The following is a 13,426-nucleotide window of genomic DNA, read 5'->3' as shown; positions in this document are numbered from 1 at the left end:
CTCGTCACCACCTTTACCCGTTTCTTTCATTTTAACGGAAAAGTTCACCAACTGCACGATGAAGATTACTTCCATCTGCACTATATTGCAGTGTCTCTTGTTCAGAATAAAGTTTCATACCTCGCGTACCACCGTCAACGACACATAAGAGATGGAGTTGTTCACGTTTAAACCTTTTGAATACCTCATATAAACTTTGCTGTGATTGTGCAAAAATCGGAACAACTCGAGCACCTGCTACTTCAAGTTGTTCTACTCGCTTCGAACGAAATAGCAAAAATCTATAAAATAAAAAAGGAACATGACGATGATAAGTAAGATTAGAATATAACAAAAATATTCCAATCATTAGTTCGTTCAATTTGATTCCTTCTAATTTCTGAAATACAGGTAATAGCGCATAACTAATTAAAATAACACTACAAACAATACTCATTCTAGCCGTCCATAATAGAACATCGAAAAATTGAAAACGATAACTTAGCATAGCTAGTACTATTTTCCCTCCATCAAGTGGTAGTATCGGCAGCATATTGAAAGCCGCTAACCATAAATTTGCCTGGATGAGATAGTTCGTCCATTCGATTGACCATACGCCTAAGTCCCCCATCATCCAAGCAAATGCCGCCATCCATATATTTTGTAGGGGACCCGCTATTGCGACAAGCCATTCGTCTTTCGCTGATGCACCATTACCTTCGTCAACTTCAACTACGCCACCGAAAGGTAATAATTTCACTGCTTTCACACGCCATCCGACAGCAAAAGCCATTACAATATGTCCTAACTCATGGACAATAACAAGTAGAAATAAAGTGATTAACTCTAGGAAATATCCTGTTAACGTAGATGCTAGCAATATCATAATAAATAAAGGATGAAGACTCCATTTAATTTCTAACCATTTATTCAACTGAAATCACTTCCAGTGGATCGATATATTGATCATTCTGCTTCATAGCAAGAAATAGCACACTATAATCTTCATCAGCAACAGGGGCTAGTTTCCCGATGTTTGCTCCAGCTTCTACCCAATCACTAACTTGCACGTTGACTTCATTTAATCTCGTATATATCGATATACGTTTATCTGCATGTTGAATAATGACACTATCTTGTTGTTCTCTTACTAGAATAACTCTTCCCTTCTCTACAGCATGAACTACAGCATTTGGTTCCCCTACAATTTCGACGCCATTGAGCAATTCTGCAAATGTATGAAGAAGTACACCATTTTCAATAGGGGCAACGACTTCAACATTCTGATTATGCTTGGCTAAAGCTAACTCGCTTTTATTACCAAAACTAGGAATGAAGGAAGGAGAGCCAGAAAATACATCTTCATACCAGTTGGCTATAGCTACAAAGTCAAACGAGGTCTGCAATTCTCGTCCCAACCAACTTCTACCTTTTTCAACATAGGGGTTTGAAATTTGTGTTGCAATAAATACAATGCCCAATATTACAATCGCAATAATTGTTTGGATTTTCAAATGACTAAAAAAACTATACTTTTTTCTTGCATCTAATTCATCTTGAACGACATGATCTTCTGGATTATTACTGTGATGACTTCCATATTCCCATGGATTCGCATTTAATTTCCAAAACTTCTCAGGATCATTTTCCACATTGGTTGGCAGTTTACTCAATAGTATCAACTCCATTTACAATCATCTTTCCTAATAGGTATGACTGTAAAAGGACAAGTATGCAATAACCAACAACAAAAAAGACCAACCAGTAATTACCGGTTGGTCTTTTTTGTTGTTGCTATTTCACCCTAGGTGTAACCCAGCAAAGTGTACGCATGCTTACACGAGCGGACAATGTTCAGCACGAGACTTTGATTGATGCTTCAAAATCGTGGGCTGTCAGCACCAAGAAGATGCACTTCAGCGAAAACGAGCAGCACAGCGTACGTATTGTGTACGTGAGCACACGCAGGCTTTCGATGGAGAGCATATTCGATGCCGACTAAGCTACAACGCGTTACCACGTGATCACAGTCCACAGTTTTGAACTTCCTCTATCAGTCGGGTAGTTCGTACATATGTTGATGCGCCTTAATACTCAACACCAACCCAATACAAAACATATTGATCAGCACTGAAGTACCACCGTAGCTAATAAACGGAAGAGTTATCCCGGTAATTGGCATCAACCCAATCATCATTCCGATGTTTTGGAAAATCTGAAACACGAACATAGAGACAATTCCAATAATTAAATACGAGGCTCGCCTATCTTTACAATTGAAAGAGGCGATAATCATCCTGTAAATTAGCAAGAAGTATAATAGTAATAGTATCGCTGCACCTTGAAAACCAAATTCTTCTCCAATAACAGCAAAGATTGAATCTGAGTAAGGATAAGGAATAAAACCACCATTTTTCATGCCACCTTGAAGATAGCCTTGCCCAGACAAACCACCAGAACCAATTGCTTGAATCGCATTCTCGGATTGATGTCTTGCATCAGCAGATGCTTCACTAGGATTCAAAAAGGTATTGATCCGATCATACCAGTGAGTTTTTTTCTCGGCTATAAGATAATCTTTAATCTCGTCATTGAATGTATTAAATATAAATAACACACCTGCTATTGCGATTGCGCAAGCTGCAATACCAATCAGTACATGCCAATGGTTTACATTACCTATCCATAACATGCCGACAACAATAACGAAGTAAATTATTGCATTACCAAGGTCGGGTTGTGCCATAACAAGTCCAAATGGAATCAGAGAAAAAATTCCGATCGGAATAATATCTCTGCGGAATCGTAGCTGTTCACCTTGTCGTTTTCCCATAAGATGCGCAATACCTATAATAAGAAATAATTTCACTACTTCAGCAGGTTGAACGGACATACCACCAATATCAAACCATCCAATAGCTCCATTAATCTCTTTACCTAATGGAAAAATAAGGATGAGCGCGACAACTCCAATGATATAAATGATCCACCAGGCTTTTAGAAAGACTCTGTAATCTATAAATACTAATAATATGACAACTGCAAATCCGATAATATAATACAGTAGCTGCTTATTTTCAAAGCCATGATACAATATCGTATTTTCGGTTGCACTTCGTATAACAAAATAACTGAAGACCATCAATCCTACAAGAATAATTAAGATCATCCAGTCGATTTTTTTTATCTTGTTAAGCAACTACATCATCCCATTCCAAAGAGCTTTCGGATCTTTTTGAAAGTGCCTACTTTTTCATCAAGCACCATCAATGGAACCATGTCGCCAAGCATACGTCTTGCAATATTGCGATATGCAATAGCTGATTTGTAAGCTGGATTCAAAGCAACTGGCTCACCGTGGTTAGCACTAGCAATTACTTTTTCATCATCCGGTACAATACCTAACAAATCAATAGCTAGTACTTGGCAAATATCATTAACATCAAGGATATCACCTGATTTCAACATACCTGGACGTATACGATTAACGATTAATTTTGAAGGTATTTTGTTCTGCTCAAGCAAACCAATGACGCGGTCAGCATCACGAACTGCGGTAGCCTCTGGTGTGGTTACAATAATCGCACGTTCAGCACCAGCTATCGCATTACGGAAACCTTGTTCAATACCCGCTGGACAGTCGATGATAACGAAATCATGAGTTTGCTTTAATTCAGTCACAATTTTGTTCACTTGATCTGGTGTAATAGCATCTTTATCTTTCGTTTGAGCTGCAGGCAACATGTACAGCTCGTCGAAACGTTTATCTTTAATGATTGCTTGTTCTAAACGACAACGACTTTCTGCAACATCACAAATATCATAGATAATACGATTTTCTAGTCCCATAATCACATCAAGATTACGAAGACCAATATCGGTATCCACGAGTATTACTTTCTTACCTAACAATGCAAGCGATGTACCTATGTTAGCAGATGTTGTAGATTTACCAACTCCGCCTTTTCCAGATGTAATAACTATGGCTTCTCCCATTCTCTTACACTCCCCTCATCATAATTGGTAATCTGTTCTCACGATGTAGTAGCGTTAACTTCTGTATAACCATCGCATCATCTTGAATATATGCATATTCCATCAAACCATCTGTTTCTTCCCACTCTTCGAATGGTTTACTTATGATTTCATGAATTTTCAATTGAGTAGGCTTCAAATAAGAGGCAACAATGATGGCATCTTCTCGTCCATTGGCACCTGCGCATGCTTGCCCTTTAAGAGATCCTAAAATATAAATATCGCCACTGCATCGGACTACTCCACCAGGATGCACATCACCTAATAATAATAAGTCTCCGTCAAATTCAATAACTTGTCCTGATCGAACTATCGTCGCCATCACTTTCAGTTCCGCATGAGCCTTATTTTTCTCTTCAGCGGGTATATCGCTTTCAATTGCTTGGATCATAAGATTACCTTGCGATCGAATAATATCTGAAATTAACTTCGTTTGTTCTTCTGTAATAATTCTTCGACCAAGCTTCACGGTGATATGAATTAAAGGACCAGACAATAATTGCTGATGAGTTTTTTCAATCTTATTCTTTAACTCTGAAACTAGCACCCCGAATTCACACTTATCGTCGAGAAGGAAAAGCAGACCATCCTTGACACCTTTAATCATTATATGTTGTTTTTCAGTCATCTTAGTCCCTCCCAACGTAATGTATTCTCGATTTGTTCAAGCTTTTCCTTCTTAATCGCTATATTTCCTCCGCAGAAACTGAAGAATGGAACTGCTTTCTTAACTCGAACATTTTACGTACCGGTACATAGATAAGTAGTGCGAATACAAGTTGTAAAAATAAACTAGGTAAAATGTACTGAATTAGTGCCCATGGGTAAGAGCCCGTCGTAAGCTTAAATACTTTATTAACAAAGTATAATACCGAATCATAACCAATACAGGCAAAACCAATGGCTGAAATGGCAAGCATTAATGTAGCTTTCTTGCGTTCAAGTAGAATACCAATTGAATATCCGATTAAGCCCATGAAGAAGAAATGTGCTCCCATAACATGACCATAATACATAATATCTTGCAGAAGCCCAAAGCCCATTCCTAATCCAAGTGCTTGATGTCGACTACCATACATTGCAGCAAAAATTACCATTACAAATGTGAAATGAGGAATAATTCGATCTCCAAAACTGCTAGGTATTAACCAAGGCATTAAAGCCCCCTCTAATACAAAGACAATAAGTATGATCAGAACGATTCGATTCAAGCTCATGGCGTAAGCTCCTCATCTTCGTTAATTTGCGGAATTTTCACAACGAATACTTCTGTTAATTGATTTAAGTCGACAAAAGGTTTAATGGTTGCTTGGTATGTCAGAACTGCATCACCAACATTAAGTGATTCAACCGTACCAATCTGCAAACCTCGTGGATAGATATTACCAAATCCAGAAGTTATTACGGTATCTCCATCAGCTATCGGATCATTTTCACCAATTTTTGTCATCGTGATGCGTTCGAGTTCAGCATCATAATCTGTGAGAATACCGAATGACTCTGTTTCTTTATCCAAAACAGTAGCTGAAATGGCATTAAATGCAGTAGATAATGAATTAAGTTCTGTATAAGGCGTAACGGAAGCAGTAAACGGTGTCACGGCTTTAACTAAACCGACTAAACCATCAACAGTTACGACTGCCATGTCTTTTTGGACGCCTTGTTTAGAGCCTACATTAATGTTGATTGTACGATTATTCGCATCATTACTGACGGAAATAACTTGTGCGATCATATATGTATAATCATACATTTCCTTCTGATGTGAAGTGAAATCTAATGCTTCTTGAAGCTCAATATTTTTGTTTTTTGTAAAATTATATTCTACCTTATCACGTGCATAGGCAGAGGCGAGCATACGAAGTTGTTCGTTCTCTTCATAGATGGAAGAAAGGTTGTTCATATCTTGAAAGAAGCCCGCTATTGCACCAGCGGGCCGATAAATCATTTGTTGAATGCCTCCAACGGCATCTTTCAAAAACTTTTCTGGCCATGTGAGGGATTGTCTACCACCGATAGACAATCCAATCATGACTATAAATATTAGAAAACCGATCATAAGCATAAAAAGCCGCTTATTCTTTAAAAAATTGAACAATAGTTTTCACCTGCCATGTGTGAGATTACAGGCATAAGCTTAGCGCCTAGATTTAAGTGAAGTTTTTGATTTGAACAAATCAAGATGCTCTAACGCAAGTCCTGTTCCAATCGCTACACAATCCAAAGCATTGTCCGCTACAATTACCGGCATTCCCGTCTCTTTTTTTAATAGTTGATCCAAATTCGCAAGTAGTGCTCCACCACCTGTTAATACAATTCCACGATCTATAATATCTGCTGATAATTCAGGAGGACATTTTTCAAGTGTAATTTTCACTGCCTCTACAATAGCTGCAATGGTATCCGTTAACGCATCAGTAACCTCATCTGATGAAATCGTTAATGTTTTTGGTAATCCAGACAAAATATCACGACCACGAATATCTAACGTTTTCGGTTGAGATAATTTAGTCGCTGAACCAATTTCCATCTTCAGTTGTTCCGCAGTCCGCTCACCAATTAATAAATTATAGGTTTTTTTAATGAATTGGATGATCGATTCATCCATATTATCACCTGCAACTCGAATAGAACGGCTAGTTACAATACCACCAAGTGAAATAACAGCAACTTCAGTTGTTCCTCCACCAATGTCTACAACCATACTACCAGTTGGTTCCCATACAGGCAGATTCGCCCCAATTGCAGCTGCAAATGGTTCTTCAATTGTTTCAGCTTCCCTTGCGCCTGCTTGTTTAGCAGCATCTATTACAGCACGTTTTTCAACTGCTGTAATACCAGAAGGTACACAAATCATAATATTCGGATGATTACCAAATAAAGAGCGACTCTTTTGAGCCTTCTTAATGAAATATTTAATCATTGCAGAAGTAATATCAAAATCAGCAATAACTCCATCTTTCATTGGACGAATCGCACTAATATTACCTGGTGTACGTCCAATCATAAGTTTTGCATGTTCCCCTACTTCTACGATTTCTTTTGTATCATTACGAATCGCGACCACAGATGGTTCGCGCACGACAACACCTTTTCCTTTAATATACACTAAAGTATTAGCTGTGCCTAAATCAATTCCTAAATCTTTCGAAAAACTTCCAAACATGATGTAACTCCCTTCTAGTCGGTCAATCCCTATACATTATATTATAGATAACCCTGCTCCTTCAAACTAACGAATTTTCCATCGCCAATAATCAGATGATCAAGTATCTCAATACCAATTAGGGAGCCCGCTTCAACCAGTCTCTTCGTAATCTTAATATCTTCTGGACTAGGTGTAGGGTCACCGCTAGGATGATTATGTGCGCATACAATGGAAGCACTACTATTACGAATTGCTGAACGAAACACTTCTCTTGGATGAACGAGTGATGCATTCAATGTGCCAACAGATAATGTTTCTTTCGCAATAATCCCGTTCTTCGTATTCAAAAACAGACATAAAAAATGTTCTTTCTTCAAATATCGCAGTTCTTCCATGATATACATAGCTGCATCATTAGGACTTTTTACAATTACAATGTCTCCGAGTTTACTACGTGAAACACGCTTTCCTAGCTCTATTCCAGCTAGTAATTGTAATGCTTTTGCTTGTCCAATTCCTTTAATAGCGGTAAGCTCTTCTACACTCATATCTACCAGTTGTCTTAAACTTCCGCAATGCTGCAATACCGTTGTAGCCAATGCTACAGCAGATTGACTTTTCGTACCTGTTCTAAGCAATATCGCTAATAACTCTGCATGACTTAATGCATCGGCCCCATATGCCATCATGCGCTCTCTAGGACGTTCATTATGGGGGACATTACGCAAGCTAGATCCACTGTCTGCCATGTCCAATTCCCACCATTCCGTATTAAGTTAGTTATTGTAAGACCAGAACATCAAAATGTAGTAGCATTTCTGCTACAAGCGAAACCGGTAAACCTACGACGTTAAAATAGCATCCTGTAATGGAATCAACGAGGATAGAACCTTTCCCTTGAATTCCATAAGAACCCGCTTTATCCGAACTTTCTCCAGTTGCAACATAAGAACGAATTGTTTCTTCAGCGAGTGGTCGCATCTTCACATGAGTCACCCGATGTTGTACAAGCGTCTCACCAGTACCTGTATGAAGTAATGTTACTCCAGTCAGCACCTGATGTTCTCTGCCTTGTAAACGCATCAGTGTCGTGACAGCGTCTTCGATGGAACTAGGTTTCCCTAATATATCATTATCCAACAATACAATCGTATCTGCAGCTAATATTAATGAATTCTCATCAAAAGAATATTCAGCAGCTTCTCCAGCTAGTATAGCTTGTCTAACTGCAGTTGCCTTTGCCAAACTTAGCTGTTCTACTGTATCACTTGGTGACCAATCTGTTTGAATAGTTTCGTCCGTATCCAAAGAAAAAACAGACACCGGCAAGGAAAGGTCAAGTGTTGCGACCAGTTCCTTCCGGCGCGGTGACGATGAAGCCAGTACTAACCGACTAATCGATTTATAATCATATGGCATTATGCGCTCATTCATCTGCTTACTACCCCTTCTTCACTGTCACTTCAATTACAATAAAGATTCAAAATGTTAGGCTGTCAGCACCAAGAAGATGGCATAAAGCTAGGAAACGAAATGCGGAATGTACGTTATTGGTACATGAGCATTGCAGTCTTCCGATGAGTGCCATATTCGATGCCGACTAAGCTACTACGCTATACATCGTGATCACAGCCTAGTATTTTGAATTTCATCTATAATTTACGATACCACCATATCGCTATTAACATCCCTACAATGCTTAATAGACTAATGTTAATATGTATCGATAAGTCAACGGCAATGACATGAAGATCAAAGGAAGGCTTCCAATCTGTCTCAATTGCATTTGTTAGAAAGGATAATCCAGGTACCGCATCAAGCCAGTATCCTATGAGTGAACCTGCAAGTAAACCTAGCAAAATAAGCAATAGTAATAACCACTTACTTTTCTTCAAAAGTTCACTTCCTTTCTCGAACGTTATCGTACAGTTTCTATTATACGCACCATTATAGTCTATGACAATCCGTTAACTTGCTCAAACCATTCTTTTTGTATTAGAACTGCTTTAACAATTGCTTCTTCTACACTCCAAATATTTTTGGAGATTGGTTTTTCTTGGTATTTCAGCAACTGTTGTTGTGCTAATTGTAACGATTGTTGTAATTGTGTCGCTTGCGATTCGTTCGTAGTACCTTTGAATCCAACGATCGCTTCATTTGCAATATTTTCCCATTGTTCGTATTGCGTTTGCGAGGCTTTTTGCGCAGATGCACCTATAACACTAAGCGTAGGCTGCTCTAGTTGTGCAGCTACTAGATCAGCATACATTCCAATGAGCTGATTACTACTCTCAATATACGATTCTAATTGTGCTGCTTCACCGTCATATTGTAACTTTTCTGGTAATTGCAATACTAATTCTTTACGATATAATTCAAATCCTGATACATCAGATTTAAATGGCTCTATGTTATTCGCAGAAGTAGCTATTGCCGCATACACAAAATATTTACCACTATTTGCTTGCGTGTATGCAGCAGCATAACCCGCTTTTTTCAGTGCTGCTATCACTTCATCTCTTGAATTTTCTTTACTGAAAACCCCTGCTTGTAGCAATTGATAGCTAAACTGAGCTTCAGACGTATTCATAGATACCGTTGGTACGTTCTCATCAGTAGTTGGTAAAGCATCCACTTGGTCAACTACTTTTTCTTCTATTTCGACAGTTTCAGTTGAATTGTTACTTGGCCAAAGTGTAGATCCAAATACTTGAACTAGTAATAAATAGCCAAGTAAGGTACCTGTTAATACCGCGCATAACACAGCAACTAATCCATTGGTCCAACTAAATCTTTGCTTGTTTTTTGTAATTTGTACTTCATCAATGATCGGCGCTGACCAATCTGGTTGTTGCCATGGATATGTAGCTCGTGATGCTTCCAAATCGTAGTTATCCATGTCTATACGATGATCATGATTCATCATTTTGGAAGAAAGTTGCTCATCATATAATGATTGTCTACTTTCATGCTTGTCTTCTTTTTCCGACAAAGACTGTGTATTCTTCCAATTAGATTCAACCTCATATGGAGGTCGAATTTGTTGCCATTCCTCAAGTTCTTCTAAGTCTAACTCGTATCGCGAACGATGATGTGCTTCACTTGCTGGTCTAGCTATATCAGTTACATCATTTCCCTCTTCAGTATGAGCAATAACTCCATCAGCTTCACGTATTAATTGCTCTAACTGCTCAATATTCAACTCTTGCGTAGAATCACCCTCGCTCACTACTGTAGGTTGTTGCTGTAAAGAATCTATTTTATTACCATTACGATCAAATCGATAAGTAATTCTGTTTTGATGTTGCATTTCTATCACTCTCCTTCTTTTCTCCCTATAAGTCTATGAATCTTTCATTGAATATATGATAGAAGAAATGAGCTGATAGAATAAAAAAGCATCTTAATGCGGTCATAAGGACGACTACATTAAGATGCTTTTCACAAAATTAGATACTATTTATGCTTTTATATGTTCACCAAGTGCATGAGATACTTTCCAAATATCTCCTGCTCCCATCGTAATTACCATATCACCAGGTTGAATGCTCGTTTTCAACTGCTCAAGCACTTCCTCGTTCGTTGCAATATATTGCACGTTATGTTGCCCATTTTCTTTAATAAGCTCAACTAACCTTTGCGATGATACGCCTTCAATCGCTTCTTCACCAGCTGGCGAATAAATATCTGTAATAATAACAGAATCCGCTTCTGGGAATGCTTTACTGAATTCATCTAGCAAGAAAAACGTGCGCGTAAATCGTTGCGGTTGGAATACAACTGTAATACGTTTCCCAGTAGCTTTTGATGCGTTAATCGTTGCAACAATTTCTGTTGGATGGTGAGCGTAATCATCAACAACAAGCATATCATGTACATCAGCAATAACTTGGAATCGACGCTTGGCACCTACGAATAATTTGATAGCTTTACGTAGTGCTTCAAGTTCAACTCCCGCTTCTAAGCAAGTAATGATTGTCGCAATGGCGTTATATACATTGTGTACACCCGGAACTGAAAGCACGAATTGTCCTAATGATGTTCCATGAGTAGACAGCTCAAAACTTACGGTACGGTCACCTTCAATAATATTACTAGCCATATAATCTGCTTGCTCATGAATACTATAAGTAATTAATTGTTGGTCCTGTAATGCATTATCATCATATACACGAGGCAATAACTCTCTAACATTTTGATCATCCAAACATACTACCGCTTTACCATCTGGTTTCACTTGTTTCAAAAATTGTACGTATGCTTTTTTAATATTTTCAAAATCACCATCATAATTTTCAAGATGGTCAGCTTCGATGTTTGTAATAACAGCAATAGTCGGGAAATAATGTAGGAAAGTTCCGTCACTCTCATCAGCCTCTGCTACAAGGTAAGCTCCTTGACCAGCTTTAGCGTTTGTTCCTAAATTGACGATTTCACCGCCAATAATATAAGTAGGGTCCTGCTTCGTCAATTCCATAACTAGGGCAATCATCGAAGACGTTGTTGTCTTACCATGAGCACCAGCAACAGCAATACCAGAAGTAGCATTAAGTAATTTCGCTAACATTTCCGAACGATGTAATACAGTTATTCCTGCTTCTTTTGCTGCTACTAGTTCAACATCATCTTGACTTATCGCAGTAGAATATACAACGATAGAAGCCCCTTTCATGTTAGAGACATCGTGTCCAATAACAATTGTTGCCCCTTGCGCAGATAGCTTTTTAGATAATGCTGATTCTGCAACATCAGATCCTGTTACTTTGTAGCCCATTTCCATAACGACTTTAGCGATAGCGCTCATGCCGTATCCACCGATTCCAATGAAATGAACTTGTTCATTTGCTTTCAAAGAGAATTCACCAGCCTTTTTCTGCATCCTTGTTGTGTAGCAAATACGAGCGTACGTCTCCTATCAAATACAATGTACCAGTAACAACCGCAAGATCTGATTCATTCGTTTCTTCAAGTAATAGCCCTATTGCCTGCTTCCAATCTCTCTCCACAATTAAGCGAGGAGGATTAGATAAATTAAGTTCCTTAATAAGATCTTGTACGAGTTTTTCTAATTCATTAGCGTTTTTAGCCATTCGATAATTAGGTTCTGTTAAGATTAAAGTATCCACTAATGGTAATATATGCTTAAACGTGTCATGGTGACTCTTGTTGTCGATCATTCCCATAACAAGATGCAATTTTTCATATTTATAAGTTGTTTGTAATGCAGTTGCTAGTGCCGCAGCACCTTCTGGATTATGTGCACCGTCAATAAGCAAGCGTGGTTGCTGCCCAATCATCTCAAGACGACCTGGCCATGTTGTGGTTTTCATACCTTCAAGTAAATCTTCATCACTTACAATAAGCGCTTGATATTGACGTAAAATTTCAATTGCCATCATAGCAACCGCAGCATTTTGAAGTTGATGTGCCCCACTTAATGTAATGGTCACATCTTCTATGTTACGGAACAGGCCTTCAAAGCGGAATTGTTGTTCAAACTCATCCACATATAATGGCATTTGATCAAATTGTTGTTGATATAAGTACATCGAACTTTTTTTCTCTTTTGCGAATTTAGCAATAACTTCAATTGCTTCGGGTTGCGTTACTCCAACAATAACAGGTACACCAGCTTTAATAATACCTGCTTTCTCAAAGGCAATGGCTTCAATCGTGTCCCCTAATCTGTCCATATGATCATGACCAATATTCGTAATGATCGATAATACTGGCGTAACAACATTAGTAACATCAAGTCTACCACCGAGCCCAGTTTCCCACACTACATAGTCAGGATACGTTACAGTTGCGTAGAATAGAATAGCAATCGTAGTAGTAACTTCAAACACAGTTGGTGAACCCAATTCAGTTGTTGCCATTTCTTCAACTAATGGACGAACCTTATTTGCTAAAAGCAAAAGTGTTTCTTCTTCAATATCTTCACCATTATACTGTAAACGATTCGTAAACTTTGTAATATAAGGTGATGTAAATGTACCTACGTCATATCCACTTTTATGTAATACATGAGTAAGATACGCACATACTGAACCTTTTCCATTCGTACCTGCCACATGAATAAATTTCAAACGACGATGAGGATTACCTAGGCTCTCCAGCATTTGTTCAACACGGTCAAGTCCAGGGCGAATGCCGAATGGAATCAATGAATTGATCCATTCGACTGCCTCCTCATAAGATTGCATAGAGCCTACTAATTGTTGCTTCGTATCTACGCTCATCAGGATACCCCTTCTCTAATAA

Annotated in this window: 14 protein-coding genes; all 14 read right to left on the bottom strand. The window is 38.3% G+C overall.

Annotated features, from left to right (window positions below):
- Positions 1–31: 31 nt before the first annotated feature.
- The 14 genes from NV377_RS11925 to NV377_RS11860 all read right to left on the bottom strand — a co-directional run bounded on the left by NV377_RS11925 (position 32) and on the right by NV377_RS11860 (position 13,404).
- On the bottom strand, positions 32–913 hold the full coding sequence (locus tag NV377_RS11925; protein ID WP_258199153.1) for a M50 family metallopeptidase: 882 nt from the start codon (positions 911–913) through the stop codon (positions 32–34).
- On the bottom strand, positions 906–1,652 hold the full coding sequence (locus tag NV377_RS11920) for a M23 family metallopeptidase (protein WP_258199152.1): 747 nt from the start codon (positions 1,650–1,652) through the stop codon (positions 906–908). The genes NV377_RS11925 and NV377_RS11920 overlap by 8 nt, the downstream gene beginning before the upstream one ends.
- A 380-nt stretch (positions 1,653–2,032) precedes the next feature.
- Entirely contained in the window at positions 2,033–3,178 is a 1,146-nt protein-coding gene (locus NV377_RS11915; RefSeq protein ID WP_258199151.1) for an FtsW/RodA/SpoVE family cell cycle protein, read from the bottom strand.
- Between the two features lie 5 nt (positions 3,179–3,183).
- A complete protein-coding gene (gene minD, locus NV377_RS11910) occupies positions 3,184–3,975 on the bottom strand; it encodes a septum site-determining protein MinD (RefSeq protein ID WP_258199150.1) in 792 nt (263 codons plus the stop codon).
- A gap of 4 nt (positions 3,976–3,979) precedes the next feature.
- Complete coding sequence (gene minC / locus NV377_RS11905) at positions 3,980–4,642, bottom strand: septum site-determining protein MinC (protein WP_258199149.1); 663 nt, start codon at positions 4,640–4,642, stop codon at positions 3,980–3,982.
- A gap of 58 nt (positions 4,643–4,700) precedes the next feature.
- The gene (gene mreD, locus NV377_RS11900) at positions 4,701–5,231 is read right to left on the bottom strand and encodes a rod shape-determining protein MreD (RefSeq protein ID WP_258199148.1); all 531 of its coding nucleotides are present in this window, start codon (positions 5,229–5,231) and stop codon (positions 4,701–4,703) included.
- Positions 5,228–6,112: a rod shape-determining protein MreC gene (gene mreC / locus NV377_RS11895; RefSeq protein WP_258199147.1), complete on the bottom strand. Its 885-nt coding sequence runs from the start codon at positions 6,110–6,112 to the stop codon at positions 5,228–5,230. The genes mreD and mreC overlap by 4 nt, the downstream gene beginning before the upstream one ends.
- 39 nt (positions 6,113–6,151) lie before the next feature.
- The gene (locus tag NV377_RS11890) at positions 6,152–7,180 is read right to left on the bottom strand and encodes a rod shape-determining protein (protein ID WP_258199146.1); all 1,029 of its coding nucleotides are present in this window, start codon (positions 7,178–7,180) and stop codon (positions 6,152–6,154) included.
- A 41-nt stretch (positions 7,181–7,221) separates the two neighbouring features.
- On the bottom strand, positions 7,222–7,911 hold the full coding sequence (gene radC / locus NV377_RS11885) for a RadC family protein (protein ID WP_258199145.1): 690 nt from the start codon (positions 7,909–7,911) through the stop codon (positions 7,222–7,224).
- Positions 7,912–7,942: 31 nt separating this feature from the next.
- Entirely contained in the window at positions 7,943–8,596 is a 654-nt protein-coding gene (locus tag NV377_RS11880) for a Maf family protein (RefSeq protein ID WP_258199144.1), read from the bottom strand.
- 218 nt (positions 8,597–8,814) lie between these two features.
- Positions 8,815–9,057 (bottom strand): DUF4321 domain-containing protein, encoded by a 243-nt coding sequence (locus tag NV377_RS11875; protein WP_258199143.1) that lies wholly within the window; start codon positions 9,055–9,057, stop codon positions 8,815–8,817.
- 59 nt (positions 9,058–9,116) lie between these two features.
- The gene (locus NV377_RS11870) at positions 9,117–10,472 is read right to left on the bottom strand and encodes a hypothetical protein (protein ID WP_258199142.1); all 1,356 of its coding nucleotides are present in this window, start codon (positions 10,470–10,472) and stop codon (positions 9,117–9,119) included.
- A 150-nt stretch (positions 10,473–10,622) separates the two neighbouring features.
- On the bottom strand, positions 10,623–12,014 hold the full coding sequence (gene murC, locus NV377_RS11865; protein ID WP_258199141.1) for a UDP-N-acetylmuramate--L-alanine ligase: 1,392 nt from the start codon (positions 12,012–12,014) through the stop codon (positions 10,623–10,625).
- A gap of 7 nt (positions 12,015–12,021) precedes the next feature.
- A complete protein-coding gene (locus tag NV377_RS11860; RefSeq protein ID WP_258199140.1) occupies positions 12,022–13,404 on the bottom strand; it encodes a bifunctional folylpolyglutamate synthase/dihydrofolate synthase in 1,383 nt (460 codons plus the stop codon).
- Between the last annotated feature and the right edge of the window lie 22 nt (positions 13,405–13,426).

The sequence above is a fragment of the Paenibacillus endoradicis genome, from assembly GCF_024721975.1.
This window is presented reverse-complemented; position numbering and strand designations above follow the sequence as displayed.